Source organism: Enterococcus raffinosus (assembly GCF_018917525.1).
In the GTDB taxonomy this organism is placed as follows: Bacteria; Bacillota; Bacilli; order Lactobacillales; family Enterococcaceae; genus Enterococcus_A; species Enterococcus_A raffinosus_A.
In genome coordinates this window covers 87,364-106,276 of record NZ_JAHLOS010000010.1, presented here as the reverse complement: position 1 = coordinate 106,276, position 18,913 = coordinate 87,364, and the positions used below count along the sequence as shown (strand labels likewise).

The window sequence follows — 18,913 nt, the reverse complement described above, 5'->3', positions numbered from 1 at the left end:
TTCCTGACTTTCGAAAAAAATTCCCTCGTGTTACACTAAGAAATAGGGAATATACGTTATTAAAAGAGAGGTTTTAAAATGATTCGATTTGCCAAAAAAGAAGATGGTGCAGCAGTTGCAAAATTAATACTGGTTATTTTAAAAGATATGGAGCTAGATTTTTTAGATGAGTTTGGTGAAGAGAAGGCTTTAGAGATTATCGCGGCCTGCTTTGAAGATCCGACTTATCGTTTCGGCTATGCTCGAGGTCTAGTTGAAGAAATTGATGGCGAAATCGCAGGTGCTGTTTTTGGTTATCCTGCAAATAAAGAGGAGATTATCGATTTGCCTTTAGAAAATTATTTGCGTTCGCAAGGAATTACCGATGAGGTCAAGATGTTTATTGATCCTGAAGCTTTTCCAGGTGAATGGTATTTGGATTCAATCGCAGTGGATGAAAAATTTCGTGGACAGGGAATTGGTTCGAGATTATTAACAGCAGTAGATCGGCTAGCGACCCATGAGGGCGAAAAAGTTATCGGACTAAATGTCGACAAGGCTAATCCAAATGCTAAACGTTTATATTTACGTGATGGCTTCAAAGACGTTGGAGAAATTGTGATTAGCGGTCATTTATACGACCATATGCAACGAGAGGTTAAAGGCTTTGATCGCATCAAGCGTCACAAATAAGCATGTAAGATAAGAAAACGGCTGATACGTTTACTTTGCGTAGTAAACATATTAGCCGTTTTAACAATTTTGAGAGAAGGTTACTTCTAACAAAGTTTCTGGTTCTTTATTTCTATTACGATTATACAACCAATAGTCCATGATGGCTGCCACACAAATACAGACTGGCGCATCAGCCGGATCTGTGACATCTAAGACATAGTAATCACCGGTCAATAAGGTGGCTTTATCCATCGTCATGATTGGCTGGTTGAAGTGATTGATTTTATATTTATGGTTATAGATATCGCCATAGACGGCCCAATGAAGCTGCTGTATGTAATAAAAATCTCCGGGCCAATGGAAGATTTTGTGAAGCACGCCAACTTTTGTATGGTCACAGTAAATCTCAAACTTGCGCCCGAAAATCACGCTGGCCTGTTTGATATATGCTACGATCTGACCGTCCATTGCGTAGAGTGAGAGCACGTTTCCTTTGCGCCCCCAATGTCCTACCATTAAATAAAGTGGAACCCCTTTGTTGTCTTTGACGATCGTTCGTGTCGTGGAACTTAATTGTTTTTCTTGAATAAAAAATTCAGTCATGTTGCTCACACCTTTTGATTTTTATTATTCAGAAAGGATTCGATCGATTGCCGTTGCTACTCCGTTTTCTTCGTTTGTGTCAGTTACATGCTTTGCGATTTTCTTGATAGCCTCTGCCGCATTTCCCATCGCAACACTCGTACCAGCGTATGTCAGCATACTAACGTCATTAAAGTTATCACCAAGAGCCATGACCTCATCTGCAGTAAAGCCGCGTTCTTCAGCAAACTGCTTCAAGGCGATTCCTTTTTGTGCGTTAACGTGGTTGATCTCGATGTTTGTCAGTTCAGAGGCTGCAATAGCGAGGTCCCCGATTTTTTCTAATTCTCCCGTTACCGCTTTAAGCTGTTCTGGACCATTCTTATCAAATGCGATAATTTTCAGAACATCTTCCTCTTTATCGATCAGCGTTTGTCGCATATCTTCAACAAAAGTGATCGGTGTAAGTGATAAATGTCGCGAAGAGGCAGCAATGGCCATTTTTTTAGAAATACCAGGTATTTTATCAATGATATGCTCTGAGAAAAATTCAATCCGCTTCGGTTGATTTGAAGAATAGACATGTTCGGCGGTAAAAATTTCATAATAAAGGCCAGCTTCTTCAATGGCATCCATCACTTCAAATGTCTTTTCCTTGCCGATCGGAATGGTAAAAATGGTTTCGCGTTTGGCGTTCACCACATGAGCGCCGTTTAATAAAATCATCGGTACGTGAATGTCCGCTTCATCCAAAGAGATTTTGGCGTGGCTCATTCCGCGTCCGGTCGCTGTAATAAATTCAATTCCTTGTGCTTGAGCTTTCTGAATGGCTGCGATATTTGCTGTTGGGACTTGCATTTGATCGTTTAACAGTGTACCGTCCATATCAGAGGCAATGAGTTTTATCAAAATTATTCACCTAGCTTTCCTGTCATACACCGATAGTGTACCATAATCCTAAAGAGGATAGCCATGTCGAGAGAATTCTTTAAAAAGAATTATTTGGGTAGTAAATGGTCTTCTTGACGCATAGGCTAGTTCGTTCCATGTAAAATGGAGAGTTTTTACTAAGAATAGAAGTAGGAGTGTAGAGCATGAAAGAAATTATCCATAATGATTGGCAGACGGTTTTAGCAGATCAATTTCAAGCGCCGTACTATTTGAAACTGCGAGAATTCTTGAAGCAGGAATACAGCACTCAAAGAATTCATCCAGATATGTATCATATCTTTGAAGCGTTGGAATTGACGCCTTACAGCAAAGTCGAAGTTGTAATCTTAGGACAAGATCCTTATCATGGCGTAAATCAAGCGCACGGCTTATCCTTTTCCGTACAGCCGGGAGTAAAAATACCACCTTCACTACGAAATATTTATCAAGAATTGCAAAATGATTTAGGGATTCCGCCAGTTCAGCATGGCAATCTCGTAAGCTGGGCCAAGCAAGGGGTTCTGATGCTCAACACGGTGCTGACTGTACGCGAAGGGCAAGCCTATTCACATCGCGGTCAAGGTTGGGAACAATTGACTGATGCAATTATCCAACGCTTAAATGAGCGAGAAAAGCCAATCGTCTTCATTCTATGGGGCAAGCCCGCTCAAGAAAAGATCAAAATGATTGATACCAATAAGCATGCGATCATAAAGTCTGTTCATCCGTCTCCTTTATCCGCTCATCGAGGCTTCTTTGGATCAAAACCATTTTCCAAAACAAACCAAATCCTAAAAGAGTGGGGCGAATCACCAATCGATTGGCAGCTGCCTGAAACAGTGTAGTATGACAACGGTTTCTGTTATAGAGACAGTTTGTGAAAAACCTCTTAATTCATGTTTACTAGATTCTAATGAGTAGTACAGAGGTTTTATTCTGTCCTTTTCTTTTCATGTGAAGTGTTGTATGATTAGAAGGAAATAAATATCTGGAGGTTTTATCGTGGATCTATTTGATAGTTTGAAATTTAAGATTATTCGTCGCAACATTAAAGTGGCATTTCCTGAAGCAACGGACGCACGTATTCTTGGTGCTGCATCTCGTTTGAAAGCTGAAGAATTAATTGAACCGATTTTGATTGGGAATTTAGCTGAAATCGAAAAAGCTGCGGGTGCTCGTGGAATCGCTTTAGAGAACTTCACGATCATTGACCCTGATCACTTTGATCGCTGGGATGAAATGGTTGAAGCGTTTGTTGAACGTCGTAAAGGAAAAGTCAGCAAAGAAGACGCAGAAAAAATTCTTAAAGATGAAAACTACTTTGGTACAATGTTGACTTATATGGGAATCACTGAAGGAATGGTTTCCGGAGCGATTCATTCAACGGGTGATACTGTACGCCCAGCGCTACAAATCATTAAAACAAAACCAGGCGTTAGCCGTACAAGTGGAGCATTCTTGATGGTTCGTGGACGTGACCAAGAGAAATATCTGTTCTCTGATTGTGCCATCAATGTAAATCCGACTGCTCAAGAACTGGCTGAAATCGCTGTCGAATCTGCTAAAACAGCTGAACTATTCGATATCGAGCCTAAAGTTGCGATGATGAGCTTCTCAACAAAAGGGTCTGCTAAATCTCCTGAGGTTGAAAAAGTTGCAGAAGCTACGAAGATTGCTCAAGAATTGGCACCAGACTATTTGATAGATGGTGAATTACAATTTGATGCTGCTTATATTCCAGGTGTCGCACAATTGAAAGCCCCTGATTCTCAAGTAGCTGGACAAGCGACTGTTTTTGTCTTCCCTGAATTACAATCAGGAAATATTGGCTACAAGATCGCCCAACGTTTTGGTGGTTTCGAAGCGATTGGTCCGGTATTACAAGGCTTGAACAAGCCAGTTTCTGACTTATCACGCGGCTGTAACGAAGAGGATGTTTATAAACTTTCTATTATTACAGCAGCACAATCATTGATGAGCTAAATTATTTCATTTAGATTAATTAAGATAAAAAGCGAGAATTCGTGTATCATACGAATTTTCGCTTTTTTTGCTCTTTTTGAGAGATCGTTGGGAAATTTCCCAGCGTTAGACACTTAAGTTCAATCATGGAACATTATTCCCAGTGTTTTCCCATAGTATTGTAAACGCTTTTTACTGTCTGTATAGTCAGACGTGTAAACAGGAAAAAGAATTTATTGGAAGGAGATGTGTTTTTGTCATGATGGAAAAGATTCAGCGCTTTGGGGGGGCGATGTTTACCCCGGTCCTACTATTTTCGTTCTCGGGGATAATGGTCGCACTTTGTATCATTTTCAAAAATCCAATGCTTGTAGGCAACATCGCAAGTGAAGGAACGACGTGGTATTCCATTTGGAGTATTGTAGAAAATGGTGCGTGGACAGTTTTCAATCAAATGGAATTGTTGTTCGTTATCGGCTTGTCGATCGGGTTAGCCAAAAAAGCGAATGCACGAGCAGCGATGGAAGCGTTTGTTGTTTATACAACTTGCAACTATTTTATTTCATCCATGCTTGAATATTTTGGCAAATTTTTCGGTGTAAACTTTGCCGCTGAACCTGGGGGAGAAAGCGGACTTAAATTAATCGGTGGAATCAAGACACTAGATACCGGCATTATTGGAGCAATCTTTATTTCAGCAATTGTTATTTTTCTGCACAATCGTTATTTCGAAAAGAAACTGCCTGACTTCTTAGGAATCTTTCAAGGGTCGTCATTCATTGTTATCTTGGGTTTCTTCGCAATGCTGCCGATTGCCTTTTTAATTTGCTTGATCTGGCCAAAGGTTCAGCAAGGGATCGGCTCACTACAAGGCTTTCTGGCAAGTGCAGGGATCTTCGGAGTTTGGCTTTATACTTTCTTGGAACGAATCTTGATACCAACAGGACTGCATCATTTTATCTATACTCCCTTTGTTTATGGTCCGGCTGTTGTCGAAGATGGAATTACCAAATATTGGATGGGACATTTACAGGAATTCGCACAAACAACGACACCGTTGAAACAATTATTCCCAGAAGGTGGTTTTGCCTTACATGGGAACTCAAAAATCTTTGCATCGCCTGGGATTGCCGCCGCCTTCTACTTTACAGCGAAGCCTGAAAATAGAAAAAAAGTGCTGGCAATTCTGATTCCAGCAACTTTAACAGCAGTCTTGGCAGGAATTACTGAACCATTAGAATTCACCTTCCTATTTGTCTCACCGCCACTATTTGCTGTACATGCTCTTTTAGCGGCGACAATGGCTGCAACGATGTATGGTTTTGGAGTCGTAGGGGATATGGGTGGAGGTCTAATCGATCTATTGGCGAAGGTTTGGATTCCATTGTTCCAAAACCATAAAAGTATGATAGTCACCCAATTGATTATTGGACTTGCCTTTATCGTGATTTATTTCTTCGTGTTCCGCTTTTTGATACTGAAGTTTAATTTGGCAACACCAGGGCGGGAGGAAAATTCGCAAGATATTAAGCTATATTCGAAAAAAGATTATAAAGTCAAACAAGGTGGTAACGTGCCAGTAATGGAAGGTGCGAATCAATATACGGAACAAGCAGCTGTTTATTTAGATGGCTTTGGGGGCGCTGAGAATATTGAAAAGGTTAATAATTGTGCCACTCGCTTAAGAATTACGGTCAAAGATGAAGCGCTTGTTCAGCCAGATGATGTTTTTCGATCTGGTGGAGCCCATGGAGTGGTCAGGAATGGTAATGCGTTCCAAGTGATTGTTGGTCTCGACGTGCCGCAAGTGAGAGAACAGTTTGAAACACTGATGAATGTCGAAAATTAGAAATTAAAGGGGAGAATTAAGATGAAGAAATTTTCAATTGTTATTGCAGGCGGAGGAAGCACATTTACGCCGGGGATCGTATTGATGCTACTAGATAACTTGGACAAGTTCCCAATCAGACAAATCAAGTTTTACGATAACCTAGAGGAGCGCCAGAACCATGTTGCAAGCGCCTGTGAAATCCTGTTGAAGGAACGTGCGCCAGAAATAGAGTTTGTAGCTACGACTGATCCAGAAACAGCCTTTACGGATGTCGATTTTGTGATGGCACATATTCGTGTCGGATTGTACGCAATGCGTGAACAGGATGAAAAAATCCCATTAAAATATGGAGTGGTAGGTCAGGAAACCTGCGGACCTGGTGGAATCGCTTATGGGATGCGTTCAATTGGCGGCGTATTAGAATTAGTAGATTACATGGAAAAATATTCACCGAATGCATGGATGTTGAACTATTCAAATCCTGCGGCCATTGTAGCTGAGGCAACCAGAAAACTAAGACCAGAGTCAAAAATCATCAATATTTGCGATATGCCAGTAGGAATCGAGGAACGGATGGCTCATTCAATTGGTTTGAAATCACGGAAAGAAATGGTTGTTCGTTATTACGGATTGAATCATTTTGGCTGGTGGACAGATATCCGTGATAAGGAAGGCAATGATTTGATGCCACAGATTAAAGCACATGTCAAAGATCACGGTTATTCATTACCAGAAGAGATTGAAGAATCTCAACATACTGATGCTAGCTGGATGCATACATTTGCCAAGGCAAAAGAAGTTTACGCATTGGACCCAGATACATTACCAAACACGTATTTAAAATATTACTTCTATCCACAAGATGAGGTCGCTCATGCAAATCCAGAATATACACGGGCAAATGAAGTCATGGCTGGACGTGAACAGCATGTATTTAGCGAATGTGACCGGATTGCAGAAGCAGGAACGGCTGAAGGAACATCATTAGAAGTGGACGAGCACGCAAGCTATATTGTTGATTTAGCACGAGCGATTGCTTATAACACCCACGAAAGAATGCTGCTGATCGTGCCAAATGAAGGTGCCATCGTCAACTTCGACGAAACAGCAATGGTAGAAGTTCCATGTGTGGTGGGTAGCAATGGTCCAGAGCCATTAACTCAAGGGAAAATTCCGCGTTTCCAAAAAGGATTGATGGAGCAGCAAGTAGCGGTTGAAAAATTAGTTGTTGAAGCTTGGGCAGAACAATCCTATCAAAAATTATACCAAGCGTTAGCATTATCTAGAATTGTACCGAATGCACGGATTGCCAAAGAATTGTTAGATGATTTGATTGAGGCGAACAAAGAATTTTGGCCGGAATTAAAATAATTGATAAGAAAAAAATCATTTTTCCCTCCTCCATCACGTATAATAGTGTAGGAGGGGGAAAATTATGACATTAGAACAGTTGATCCACCAGCATTTAGATGAGCTAAGTGAACTGGATAAAGATATTTTACAATTTATGCTTGCAAATCCTGATAAGGTTCAGTCTTTAGGAATCATGGAGCTTGCTGAAATGGTTCATGCCTCCAAATCTTCTGTGTTAAGGACAACTAAAAAGCTTGGTTTTTCAGGGTATTCAGAATTAAAGTATTTTCTGCGACACACTAAAATTAGCCAGCAGCAAGAAACTAGCGATAAGGATATTTTTGAGAAGCAACTAGATGATATCAAAAAGACGCTTGAGTATATGCAATCAGTGAACTTGGAGCCAATCAATGAGATGTTCGACAAAAGTCAAACGATTTATTGTTATGCAACTGGTTTTTCTCAAAAAAACATTATCGATGAATTCTATAAAATGTTATTAAACGTCGATAAACGTGCATTGGTTTTGCCGAACAAAACAGAGTTGGATATGGTCATGCCGATGATTACTCAAAATGACTGTGTAGTAATTGCTTCCTTAAGTGGAGAAACAGATGATATCAAAGAGAATCTAACAGCATTTGAAGTTCGGAAAATTCCAGTACTGGCGGTTACGGCAGTCGGAGATAACTATTTTGCTAGACACAGTACGCATCATTTGAATTTTTATTGTGACTTTTTCGTTATTGGCAGAAGAAGACTTCAATCACAATCCTTGATTGGACTAAGCTGTTTAATGGACTACTTGCTTCGCTCTTATGGCATTTACACACTTGATAAAAGTACTGATTCAACAACGTAAGATTTATTTACTTTTTGTTATGAAAGGAAGAGCTTAAATGATAGCGCTTAAATCGATGAATGTTAAAAGAAATCTGTTACTTGGTTATTGGATTGTGCTGCCGGTGCTCTTTTATTTTTATTTATTTTTGGTAAGCTTTAATCAGCAGGTAACGATTCAACAGCTTATTCTTCAAATTCCGGGATTGATGCTAGCATTTCTGCTATCTTTTTTAATGCTTTTTCAGGCCGCTTGTCTTTATCTGATTGGCGCTCAAAATGAAAAGAAGTCGTTGATTGAAAAACGCTTTTTGACCTTCAGCTTGTTTCAACAGATTTTGACAGGAAATATCATTGGAGCGGCTTTATGCTATTTCTATAGTAGAAACATGTTTGCTGAAAAACAGACTGCTTCACGGAATGAGAAATTTATCTTCTGCTTTGCGATTGGATTTATAAGTTTGATCAGTGTGATCGTCATAGTTATTGCTACGCGGTTGAAAGGGGTATAAGAATGTTTTCTATTTTTAAGAAGAAGAACCAAGCCAGCATCTTCAGTCCAGTGGATGGCGAATTGATCCCGCTATCTGGGGTAAGTGATCCGGTCTTTTCTCAAGGAATGATGGGACCAGGTTTTGCGATTGAACCTGCATCAAATGAGATTTTTTCTCCTATTACGGGAATAGTAACCAGTGTCTTTCCAACTAAACATGCGATTGGTCTGGAAATGAGTGACGGAAAAGAGGTTCTGATCCATATTGGCATCGATACAGTCGAGCTAAATGGTGAAGGCTTCGATGTACTTGTAGGTGAAGCCAATAAAGTAACACCTGAAACGAAGCTGGCGATTGTTGATCGCGCGTATTTAGCAGAACAAGGAAAAGAAAGTACGATCATGGTGTTGTTTCCCGGCAGTTCGGATACCTATTCGATTGAGGCGAAAACAGTAAATGCTGGTGATGAGATCATTTGATGTAGAAATCGCTTGAGCATTTTTAAGTAAGGGCAAGTATGGTGAAGAGATCATCATGCTTGCTTTTTTGTGTCCAGAAAAAGGAAGCATCTTTTTCTTTTCTCTCTAAGCGTAAATCGTTATACTAAATTGGTAGCAGAAAAGAGGGATACAGCGTGATAACATTAGTAGATACAACAGCAACAGAAAAATTAGGAAAAATAATTGGCACAGTGGCAGAGCCTAGCGATAATTTAGTATTAACGGGTGATCTAGGAGCGGGGAAGACAACGCTAACAAAAGGAATTGCTTTGGGTTTAGGAATTGATCAAATGATTAAGAGCCCGACTTACACCATCATTCGGGAATACCAGCAGGGACGCATACCGCTTTATCATATGGATGTCTATCGCATTGAGGCTGGGGCGGATGACTTAGGCTTAGATGATTATTTTGAAGGCGACGGTCTTTCCGTAATCGAATGGGGCCAGCAATTAGGCGAGTATATGCCGGAGGATTATTTGGAGTTGATTTTATCTAAAGATGATCAGGATGAAAATCTGCGTAAAGTCGAGTTGCATGCAAAGGGGATGCAGGCTGAAAAATTTCAGAGTCGCATTTTGAAAGCGTGGGAAGCGGAATGAGTGAGGTCGAGATCACGCTAAGAGAAGCAATCCCGGACGACGCTGCAGCTTTATTGCAAGTGAGTCAGAAAATTGCCGAGGAGACAGATTTTTTAATCATGGATGAAGTTGGTTTAGGCTTGAGTGAAGAAATGTTAAGCCTACAATTGGCTGATTTATACGAAAGTGAGAACAATTTATTACTGTTAGCTTTGGCAGATGAAAAGATCGTTGGGATGGCTTCAGTCAAGGCGGCACCAGAATTCACTGTCGCGCATATTGGCGAGGTTGGTATCAGTGTGTTAAAAGAATTCTGGGGGATTGGTTTAGGTTCTGCTTTATTAGATGAGGTCATTTACTGGAGCGAAAATGCTTCACCGTTGCGGCGATTGGAGCTAACCGTCCAGAAACGCAATGAACGGGCGATTCATTTGTATCAAAAATTTGGATTTGAAACAGAGGCGTTAATGAAGCGTGGGGCACGAGATGCACAGGGAGAATTTTTAGATGTTTTGCTGATGAGTAAATTGATCAATTAAAAAAGCGAAGCAGAGCGCTTCGCTTTCAGTCGACCTACATTGGTAAGACTAATTTTTTCAAAGGATCTACACCAAAATGATCCTCTTGATAAAGCAATATTTTTGCACAGGCTCGACTGTCTTCTAGGGCATCATGGTGATGCTCTAGTGGGATCGCTAATTCTTCACAGACAGTGTTCAGTCGATGATTTCGCATTTCAGGAAATAGGCGGCGACTGGTTCTTACAGTACAAAGTGACAAATAAGAAGGCTGCTCTAAATGATAATAATCCAGACAACCGGCTAATATCTTTGTATCAAAGCCGGCATTGTGAGCGACAATCAAACGATTCTCCTGATAGTAGTGTTGGATTTCTTGCCATACTTCAGGAAATTTTGGTGCATCCTCCACGTCCTCTGGATGAATCCCATGGATCTGAATGTTTTTCCAGAAGAATTCTGTTTCTGGTTTGATTAAGGAATAATACTCACCCACGATTTGGCTGTTTTTAACCATTACGAGTGCTAATGAACAAGCACTATGGGTTTGGTAATTGGCTGTTTCAAAGTCCATTGCAATAAAATTCAACAGGGTCACCTCTTCGCCATTGTTTTAACATATTTTTTTCAGCGGCGAAAGGCTTGCGGTAAAAATTTCAAACATTTTAAAGATTGATATCCAATTCTACCGGGCAATGATCGCTGCCGAAAATCTCAGTGTGAATTTTAGCATCTTGCAGTTTTTCTTTTAGGTCATCAGAAACGACAAAGTAATCAATCCGCCATCCAGCATTATTTTTACGAGCATTGAAGCGATAGCTCCACCAAGAGTAAATGCCTTCTTGATCTGGATAGAAATGACGGAAGGTATCAATATAGCCGTTCTCTAATAAGATACTAAATTTTTCCCGTTCTTGTGGCGTGAACCCAGCATTTTTTTGATTGGTTTTCCAATTTTTTAAGTCGATGTTTTCGTGAGCGACGTTTAAATCACCGCAGAAGATGACCGGTTTCTTTTCTTTTAACGCATTTAGGTAGTTTAGGAAGGCTTCTTCCCAAGTCATGCGGTAATCCAGACGCTTCAATTCATTTTGCGAATTAGGCGTATAGCAGGTGATCACGTAATATTCAGGATATTCCAGCGTGATAACGCGGCCTTCTTGATCGTGCTCCTCAATGCCAAGCCCATAAGTCACGTTCATAGGTTCGTGTTTTGTAAAAATGGCGGTACCTGAATAGCCCTTTTTCTCTGCATAATTCCAATACTCATAATAGCCGGGCAGATCCATTTCGATTTGACCAGCTTGCAGTTTGGTTTCCTGCAGACAGAAAAAATCGGCGTCTAATTCATTAAAGACGTCCATAAAGTTCTTTTTCATCACAGCTCGCAAGCCATTGACGTTCCAAGAAATTAATTTCACAATACATTCCTCCATAGTAAATTTAGTGATTACTCATGGACTCATTGTAACGAAAATTAGTTAGAAAGCAAAGGATGCCAGATCGGCAATCCATAATTTTGTAGATAAGAGATATTTAATGAGATGTAAAAAACTTACAGAGAAGAAGGAGAATGAAAAATGAAAATCGGAGTTATCGGCATTGGGGGAATCGCCCAAAAAGCTTATTTACCAACCTATGCAAAAATGCGCAAGGAAGCGACATTCGTTTTCGCGACGCGTAACGATGAAACCAGGGATAAGATTTCTCGCGAATACAATTTCGCCAACACGGTTGCAACCATCGATGAACTGTTAGCTGAAAAAATCGACACCTGCTTCATCCATGTAGCTACAAAGGTCCATTTTGAGATCGCCAAGAAATGCCTAGAGGCTGGTGTCTCAGTATTTATTGATAAGCCTGTTAGTGAAAATCTACAAGAAGTACGTGAATTGCAGGAACTGGCGAAGGAGAACAAGCTGTTGTTTATGGTGGGCTTTAATCGTCGCTTTGCACCGATGGTGGATCAGTTAAAGCAGCTTCCGAAAAAGCATGTCATTCATTTGGAAAAAAATGAGCCGAATCATGCGATGAATATGCAATATGGTATCTATGACTTATTCATTCATTTAGTGGATACCGCTGTTTATTTGCTGGATGATGAAATTATGGCGGTGCATTCAAAAATCCGTGAAGAAAAAGGGAAAATGACCTATGCACAACTGCTGCTTTCAACGGCTACAACAGAATGTATTCTGTCGATGGACCTGATGAGTGGTGGGAAAATGGAGCGTTACCAAGTCAGCTCGCCTGAACAAACGATGATTTTAAATCAATTGACCGATTTGACGATCAAAAAGGGAACAGTTGAAGAAGTTCAACGTTTCGGGGATTGGACGACCACGTTAGAAAAACGCGGATTTGAGCAGTTAGTTGTCAGCTTTATTACCGCATTAAAAGGCGAGGCTGTTGATTTGCGCCAAGAAAATGTTTCATTAAGTCATGAGCTGTGTGAGAAAATGCTCCAGCAGCACATTCGTCATCAGCTATAAGGGGTGGTAAGTTTTTTTCTCGCGTGCTAAAATAGCAAAGATGTTTGAAAAATTTACCCGTAATGAACGAGAAAGGCTTATCAAAGTGAAAATTACTGAATTATCGAGCGCACTACCAAATGTGAAAGTCCTTTTGGATGAACCTTTAATGAATTATACCTTTACAAAAACTGGCGGACCTGTGGACGCTCTAGCATTTCCCAAAGACAACGAAGAAGTGAAAGCATTAGTTGATTACTGCCGTTCAAATGACATTCCTTGGATTGTTTTAGGCAATGCCAGCAATTTAATTGTCCGTGACGGAGGTATTCGCGGATTAGTGATCATGCTGACGGATATGACAACGATCCGTGCTGAAGAAGATACGATTACTGCTCAGGCTGGTGTTAAGTTAATCGACACAACATACGTTGCGTTGGATCATTCGTTGACCGGATTCGAATTTGCTTGTGGTATTCCTGGGAGTATTGGTGGAGCGGTCTTCATGAATGCTGGTGCATATGATGGGCAGCTGGAAGATGTTTTTGAATCAGTGGATGTATTATTAGCTGATGGTACATTTGAAACATGGTATAAGGATCAAATGAATTTTTCTTACCGTCACTCAGCGATTCAAGATCAACCAGCAATTGTTTTGAGTGCGACCTTTAAATTAACACCAGGTGATCACGACCAAATCGAAAAACGGATGAAGGAACTTACAGAATTGCGTGAATTGAAGCAGCCGCTAGAATACCCTTCATGCGGAAGTGTCTTCAAACGCCCGATTGGTCATTTCACGGGGAAATTAATTCAGGACGCTGGCTTGCAAGGGTTAGTATGGGGTGGCGCGCAAATCTCTGAAAAGCACGCTGGTTTTATCGTTAATATCAACAACGCGACAGCGACAGATTACATTGAGTTGATTGCTCATATTCAAAAAACGATTAAAGAAAAATTTGGTGTGACCTTAGAAACAGAGGTCCGAATTCTAGGTGAAGAACCGAAATAAAAAATGCTTGGAGGAAAACCGTGATGGCTTTCTTCCAAGCATTTTTCTATTTTTTCATTAAGCGCAATAGAACAGCACAAACGGCCATCGTTGCGATACCGGCAACCGCTGCTTCAACTAAACCGCTGCCGAAGATAATTCCCAGGATGACACCATAGACGGCATCTGCTGTGACTTGCAATACATTTGCGTAGCTGTCTTTAAAGAAGAAAAAGATCAAGTTCATGACTAAAATTGTATTTGTCATTGAGCCTGCTAGTCCAGCAATGAATAGACTAACTGGCAGGGCCTTTTGCTTCATTAGGGCATGTAATCCTTTGTAAACGAAGTAGGGCACCACACCAATTAAAATACGAGGAATAATTGCTACGATAATCGCACGCCAATCGCCTTGATTCGTTAATGGATTTGCGATAAAAGGCGAAAAGACAAATGACATTGGTGTGATGATGATTGTTGCTCTGACCAAACTAATGACACCGAAGACGGCTCCTAGTCCAGCCCCAATTCGCGGTCCCAAGACAATCGAAGCAATAATCACTGGGATATGCATTGTTGTCGCATAGATCGGGCCGATTGGAATGAATCCCAGGGGTGTGACCGCTAAAATAATCATGATGGCTAAAAACATCGCGGTCAAAGTGAAACTTCTAACATTTTTCTCTTTCATTTGTTACTCCTTCAATTTTGAATTTACGATATGCACAATTTCAGCAATATCTGCTAAAGCACCACGGCCATAATCGCCGCAAGCTAACAAGGCCTCTCTGGGTTCGATTTCTTGATAGCCGACTTCTTTTAGTGTCGCCAAATTTCGTTGGACGATCGGATTTTGATACATATAAGTATTCATAGCTGGCGCGATAACTTTTGGTGTATCCGGCAGCAATGCTAAAGCTACGGTTGATAGTAAATCATCAGCGATGCCGTTGGCTAATTTGCCGATAATATTGGCTGAAGCAGGGGCAACCAGAAAGAGATCGGCTGCCTTAGCCAAAGCAATATGATTGATCAATGCGGCATCGGGTTCATCCATTACATCCAGATGGACAAGGCGATGCGACAAGGATTGGATCGTTAAGGGCGTGATGAATTCCGTACTGCTCTTGGTCATCACAACATCTAAGTTATAGCCTAATTTGGTCAATTGGTTGGTAATGTCGGCTGCTTTATAGGCAGAGATGCTGCCGCTGACTCCTAGTAAGATGTTTTTCATTTTGCTTCCTCCAGTTTCATAACTTCTTGTTTGATCAGTTCAGCAATTTCAGTCTTTGTCTGTGCTTCTTTTACTTTATGCTGCCTGTTGATCAGATAGCCATGATGTTTTTCACCGCGAATTTCCGTTAAATCATTTGCCAAGATAAAATCAGCTTGATTTTTTTCAAGACTGGCCTTTGCTACATTTAATAATTCAATCATCGGTACGTCAACTAATAATTTAAAGCCAACCAAAATCGTTTGCGGCTGCAATTTTTTGATCAAAGAAATGATTTTTGGTGTTTTCTTCAGAACAACGACTAGATGATCGGTATCAGAAGAGATTTTTTTCTCTGTTCGCTCATTGGCAACTTCTACTAAGGCTTTTGGTAAGTCTACTGGTTTTGCTGCCATTGTTGCTTCAAGATCTTCAAGAGTGACCGAACTTTCTGGTGTGAAATCACTGACCGCCATGCTATGGATGACTGCATCATACGTATTTTCTGTCATTAAATCCTTCAATGTTTTTTCAAGGTCTGCGGTAGAGTCGATTAAGTGATGATGAATCATTTTCCCTTCAGGTTTTACCGCGTGACGTGTAGTAATCATATCAATTGTCGCGTTCTCTTTCGCAAAGCTTTCCGCAATCGCTTTGCCTAGCTTTCCGCTGGAGTGATTCGTTATCGCGCGGACATCATCAATTTTTTCTGAAGTACCGCCTGAAGTTATTAGAATTCTCACTGGTTTGTTCCCCCTAAAGCAACGATTGTACGTCCTACATGTTTTCCTTCTAACAGGGCATTTGCCGTTTCCAATACTTGCTCTAATTCAATTTGTTGGACTTGGAAATGATCAGGCAAAGCCCATTCATTCGCCATTTTTTGCCAAAGCTTTTGACGTTGCTCCATAGAGGCTTCGACTGAATCGATGCCTAATAAGTTAACACCTCGTAAAATAAAAGGCAAGACAGTTGTACTCAGTTTGATGCCGCCAGCATTTCCGCATAAAGCAGCACTGCCGCCATAGTTAATAAAAGGCAGAACCTGAGCAAGCGTATCGCCGCCGACCGTGTCAATGACAAAATCAAAGAGCTGCTTATTCAACGGACGGGCTTTTTCTGGAAACAGTTCAGCAGGAGAGAGAACCGAGGTTGCTCCTAACTGCTGCAAGTAACTCTGTTGATCCTCTTTTCGACTTAGCGCAGTGATCTCTTTACAGCCGATTTGTTTTAGAAAATGCAGAGCAAAACCGCCAACACCACCGGTCGCCCCAGTAACTAATACCCGACTCTCAGCAGTTAATCCATGAGTTTGCAGTGCATCCACCGCTAGTGCAGCCGTAAATCCAGCTGTCCCAAAGGTCATCGCCTGTTTTGCAGACAAGCCTTCAGGCAATGCAACAATCCACGAAGCGGGAACAGCTTGTACATCGCTTAAGCCGCCATCGTGCTTGACACCTAGGCCGTAGCCAGTGACTAATACTTCGTCACCAGCATGAAATTTTTCATCTTTACTTTCAATGATGGTACCAGCTAAATCAATCCCCGGTGTCATTGGATACTCGCGCAATACACCAGTATTGGCTTTGGTTGCTAAGGCGTCCTTATAGTTGATACCAGAATAATCCACCTTAATCAATACTTCATTTTCTTTTATCTCAGGTTTGGTAAAGCTCTCAATCTCTGTGTGAAGGGTTTCATCATTCATTACACGTAAACGGCGATAAGTCACTATTGGTTCTCCTCCTTGTTCCTGTTAGGATTTTTTTATTGGGATAAATCCCATGATTTTTGATAAATATTGGGTAATCATATTTGAGCCGAAAAAGGACTCGCAGCTACCTCATAGTAAGGAAGTATTTTTCGAAAAGCGTGAAAAATACCGGGATCTTCGTACGCATACGATCCAACTAAACATCATGTCTAATGCTTGGATCGGACAGCTCTATAACCTTCTCAGCCAAAGCAAACTGCGAAAAGTTGGACTCGCAGCTAGCTCATGGTAAAGGAAGCATTTTTCTAAAAGCGCGAAAAATACTGGGATCTTCGTACGCATACGATCCAACTAAACATCATGTCTAATACTTGGATCGAATAAGTTTATAACCATCTCAGTCAAAGCAAACTGCGAAAAGTTGGACTCGCAAAATCGGTTACTATTATCTTAGCGGAAATGAAAGAAAAAGCAAATTTATTTTCTTATTAATTTCCATTAAAATCGTGAAAGAATTTCATTCAGATCGCTTGATTTTTAGGAAAAAGTTCGTATACTGGAATGGTGCTATTAAACAAGAAGTTTACTATTAGCAAACAAGGAATGGAGGACTGAGAGTATGGAGATTGGTGAGAAGCTGCGAAATCTTAGAATCCAAAAAAATTTAACGCAAGAAGAGTTAGGTGAACGAACCGATTTATCCAAGGGATACATCTCTCAGTTGGAACGTGACCTAAGTTCTCCTTCTATGGAGACTTTTTTTGATATTTTAGAAGTTCTAGGTGTGACACCAGCTGAATTTTTCAAGCAAAAGACCGGTGATCAGAAAATCGTCTATAAGGATGAAGACACTACTTTTTACAGTGATGAGGAACACGGCTATCATATTAAGTGGCTGATTCCTGAATCGAATGAGAAGGAAATGGAACCAATTCTATTAACGCTAGATAAAGAGGGACAATATAAACAGTTTACACCTTCCTTATCAGAAACGTTTATCTATGTACTAAAAGGCAAGGTGGCGCTGCAATTTGGCGAAACCTTATATGAGGCGGAAAAAGGCGAGAGTATCTATTACGAAGCGAGTAAACCGCATCGGCTGCAAAACCAAGCGAATGGAGTCAGCAAAGTGTTGATCGTCGCTACAGAATCTTACTTATAGAAAAAGGACGTGAAGTCATGACAAACACAATTATTTCCTTTAAAGATGTGATCAAACAATACGATGATGATGATCCCGTATTGAAGAAAATAAATTTTGATATCGAGGAGGGACGTTTTTATACCTTATTAGGACCTTCTGGCTGCGGAAAAACAACGATTTTACGAATTATCGCCGGTTTCACAGACGTTAGTGAAGGCGATATTTTTTTTGAGGGAAAACGGATGAACGATATTCCGGCTAATAAACGTCAGGTCAATACAGTCTTTCAAGATTATGCCTTGTTTCCTCACATGAATGTTTTTGATAATGTTGCCTTTGGCTTGAAGATCAAAAAGCTGTCTAAAAAGGAGATTGAGAAAAAAGTTTTAGAGGCATTGAAGCTGGTTCAGCTACCTGGTTATGAGAATCGTGAAATCACCGAAATGTCTGGTGGTCAACGTCAGCGGGTGGCGATTGCGCGGGCGATTGTCAACGAACCGAAGATTTTATTATTAGATGAACCATTGTCAGCTTTGGATTTGAAATTACGAACTGATATGCAGTATGAATTGCGTGCGTTGCAAAAACGTTTAGGCATTACCTTTATTTTCGTGACCCATGACCAAGAAGAAGCGTTGGCTATGAGTGATGAGATTTTTGTGATGAATAAAGGCAAGATCGTACAAAGCGGTACACCAGTTGATATCTATGATGAACCAATCAATCATTTTGTCGCGGATTTTGTCGGAGAAAGTAATATTGTTGCTGGTGAAATGGTGGAGGATAACCTGGTCAAATTTGTCGGCAAAACCTTTGAATGTGTCGATGGTGGGATGCGTCCTAATGAACCGGTTGAAGTGGTTTTGCGTCCGGAAGACTTAACGCTGACCACGCCTGAACAAGGCAAGCTGGTGGTTACGGTGGACACGCAGCTGTTTCGTGGGGTTCATTACGAAATGAACTGTATTGATGCGGACGGAAACGAATGGATGGTTCATTCGACGAAGAAAGCCAAAAAAGGCAGCAAAGTTGGACTGTACTTTGAACCAGAGGACATTCACGTCATGCGCTTCAACGAAAGTGAAGAAGACTTCGAAGCTCGTTTGGAAAGCTATGAAGATTAGGGAGGGAT

Annotated in this window: 22 protein-coding genes; 14 read left to right on the top strand and 8 right to left on the bottom strand. The window is 40.8% G+C overall.

What is annotated here, in order from left to right; translation table 11 throughout:
* The first annotated feature begins 78 nt into the window (after positions 1–78).
* Entirely contained in the window at positions 79–672 is a 594-nt protein-coding gene (locus tag KQI58_RS09020) for a GNAT family N-acetyltransferase (protein WP_216408418.1), read from the top strand.
* Between the two features lie 60 nt (positions 673–732).
* Here the strand turns inward: KQI58_RS09020 and KQI58_RS09015 are convergent, their stop codons facing one another.
* Both KQI58_RS09015 and KQI58_RS09010 read right to left on the bottom strand, forming a co-directional pair.
* Complete coding sequence (locus KQI58_RS09015; RefSeq protein WP_216408416.1) at positions 733–1,257, bottom strand: LURP-one-related/scramblase family protein; 525 nt, start codon at positions 1,255–1,257, stop codon at positions 733–735.
* Between the two features lie 24 nt (positions 1,258–1,281).
* Positions 1,282–2,145, bottom strand: coding sequence for a Cof-type HAD-IIB family hydrolase (locus KQI58_RS09010; protein ID WP_216408414.1), 864 nt, complete (start codon positions 2,143–2,145; stop codon positions 1,282–1,284).
* A 185-nt stretch (positions 2,146–2,330) separates the two neighbouring features.
* Here KQI58_RS09010 and KQI58_RS09005 point away from each other — a divergent pair, with 185 nt between their 5' ends.
* From KQI58_RS09005 to KQI58_RS08965, 9 genes are all read left to right on the top strand, one after another.
* The gene (locus tag KQI58_RS09005) at positions 2,331–3,011 is read left to right on the top strand and encodes a uracil-DNA glycosylase (protein ID WP_016181840.1); all 681 of its coding nucleotides are present in this window, start codon (positions 2,331–2,333) and stop codon (positions 3,009–3,011) included.
* Positions 3,012–3,168: 157 nt separating this feature from the next.
* Positions 3,169–4,149, top strand: coding sequence for a phosphate acetyltransferase (gene pta / locus KQI58_RS09000; protein ID WP_216408412.1), 981 nt, complete (start codon positions 3,169–3,171; stop codon positions 4,147–4,149).
* Positions 4,150–4,387: 238 nt separating this feature from the next.
* Positions 4,388–5,977: an alpha-glucoside-specific PTS transporter subunit IIBC gene (locus KQI58_RS08995; RefSeq protein ID WP_216408410.1), complete on the top strand. Its 1,590-nt coding sequence runs from the start codon at positions 4,388–4,390 to the stop codon at positions 5,975–5,977.
* A gap of 15 nt (positions 5,978–5,992) precedes the next feature.
* Positions 5,993–7,330: a 6-phospho-alpha-glucosidase gene (locus KQI58_RS08990; RefSeq protein ID WP_216408448.1), complete on the top strand. Its 1,338-nt coding sequence runs from the start codon at positions 5,993–5,995 to the stop codon at positions 7,328–7,330.
* Between the two features lie 64 nt (positions 7,331–7,394).
* Positions 7,395–8,174 carry a MurR/RpiR family transcriptional regulator gene (locus KQI58_RS08985; protein WP_216408408.1) on the top strand — a complete coding sequence of 260 codons (780 nt, stop codon included), beginning with the start codon at positions 7,395–7,397 and terminating at the stop codon, positions 8,172–8,174.
* A gap of 37 nt (positions 8,175–8,211) precedes the next feature.
* Entirely contained in the window at positions 8,212–8,664 is a 453-nt protein-coding gene (locus KQI58_RS08980; RefSeq protein WP_216408406.1) for a hypothetical protein, read from the top strand.
* Between the two features lie 2 nt (positions 8,665–8,666).
* Complete coding sequence (locus tag KQI58_RS08975) at positions 8,667–9,125, top strand: PTS sugar transporter subunit IIA (protein ID WP_216408404.1); 459 nt, start codon at positions 8,667–8,669, stop codon at positions 9,123–9,125.
* A 155-nt stretch (positions 9,126–9,280) separates the two neighbouring features.
* Positions 9,281–9,748 (top strand): tRNA (adenosine(37)-N6)-threonylcarbamoyltransferase complex ATPase subunit type 1 TsaE, encoded by a 468-nt coding sequence (tsaE, locus tag KQI58_RS08970; protein ID WP_216408402.1) that lies wholly within the window; start codon positions 9,281–9,283, stop codon positions 9,746–9,748.
* Positions 9,745–10,266, top strand: coding sequence for a GNAT family N-acetyltransferase (locus KQI58_RS08965; protein ID WP_216408400.1), 522 nt, complete (start codon positions 9,745–9,747; stop codon positions 10,264–10,266). Before tsaE ends, KQI58_RS08965 begins: the two co-directional genes overlap by 4 nt.
* 34 nt (positions 10,267–10,300) lie before the next feature.
* On the opposite strand, the gene KQI58_RS08960 is transcribed toward KQI58_RS08965, so the two are convergent.
* Together KQI58_RS08960 and KQI58_RS08955 are read right to left on the bottom strand one after the other, a co-directional pair.
* Positions 10,301–10,834: a 3'-5' exonuclease gene (locus KQI58_RS08960; protein WP_216408398.1), complete on the bottom strand. Its 534-nt coding sequence runs from the start codon at positions 10,832–10,834 to the stop codon at positions 10,301–10,303.
* Positions 10,835–10,910: 76 nt separating this feature from the next.
* Positions 10,911–11,666 (bottom strand): exodeoxyribonuclease III, encoded by a 756-nt coding sequence (locus tag KQI58_RS08955; protein ID WP_216408396.1) that lies wholly within the window; start codon positions 11,664–11,666, stop codon positions 10,911–10,913.
* A gap of 159 nt (positions 11,667–11,825) precedes the next feature.
* On the opposite strand from KQI58_RS08955, the gene KQI58_RS08950 reads away from it, so the two are divergent.
* On the top strand, positions 11,826–12,737 hold the full coding sequence (locus KQI58_RS08950; RefSeq protein WP_216408394.1) for a Gfo/Idh/MocA family protein: 912 nt from the start codon (positions 11,826–11,828) through the stop codon (positions 12,735–12,737).
* A gap of 85 nt (positions 12,738–12,822) precedes the next feature.
* Complete coding sequence (gene murB, locus KQI58_RS08945) at positions 12,823–13,728, top strand: UDP-N-acetylmuramate dehydrogenase (protein WP_216408392.1); 906 nt, start codon at positions 12,823–12,825, stop codon at positions 13,726–13,728.
* 46 nt (positions 13,729–13,774) lie between these two features.
* On the opposite strand, the gene KQI58_RS08940 is transcribed toward murB, so the two are convergent.
* Genes KQI58_RS08940 through KQI58_RS08925 form a run of 4 tightly spaced genes read right to left on the bottom strand, consistent with a single transcriptional unit; the run spans position 13,775 to position 16,658 of the window.
* The gene (locus KQI58_RS08940) at positions 13,775–14,398 is read right to left on the bottom strand and encodes an ECF transporter S component (RefSeq protein ID WP_216408390.1); all 624 of its coding nucleotides are present in this window, start codon (positions 14,396–14,398) and stop codon (positions 13,775–13,777) included.
* Positions 14,399–14,401: 3 nt separating this feature from the next.
* On the bottom strand, positions 14,402–14,944 hold the full coding sequence (gene coaC / locus KQI58_RS08935) for a phosphopantothenoylcysteine decarboxylase (protein ID WP_216408388.1): 543 nt from the start codon (positions 14,942–14,944) through the stop codon (positions 14,402–14,404).
* The gene (locus KQI58_RS08930) at positions 14,941–15,666 is read right to left on the bottom strand and encodes a phosphopantothenate--cysteine ligase (protein WP_216408386.1); all 726 of its coding nucleotides are present in this window, start codon (positions 15,664–15,666) and stop codon (positions 14,941–14,943) included. The genes coaC and KQI58_RS08930 overlap by 4 nt, the downstream gene beginning before the upstream one ends.
* Entirely contained in the window at positions 15,663–16,658 is a 996-nt protein-coding gene (locus KQI58_RS08925; protein WP_216408446.1) for a YhdH/YhfP family quinone oxidoreductase, read from the bottom strand. Before KQI58_RS08925 ends, KQI58_RS08930 begins: the two co-directional genes overlap by 4 nt.
* 598 nt (positions 16,659–17,256) lie before the next feature.
* On the opposite strand from KQI58_RS08925, the gene KQI58_RS08920 reads away from it, so the two are divergent.
* Together KQI58_RS08920 and KQI58_RS08915 are read left to right on the top strand one after the other, a co-directional pair.
* A complete protein-coding gene (locus KQI58_RS08920; RefSeq protein ID WP_049218705.1) occupies positions 17,257–17,799 on the top strand; it encodes a helix-turn-helix domain-containing protein in 543 nt (180 codons plus the stop codon).
* A 17-nt stretch (positions 17,800–17,816) separates the two neighbouring features.
* Entirely contained in the window at positions 17,817–18,905 is a 1,089-nt protein-coding gene (locus KQI58_RS08915; RefSeq protein ID WP_216408383.1) for an ABC transporter ATP-binding protein, read from the top strand.
* Positions 18,906–18,913: the final 8 nt, after the last annotated feature.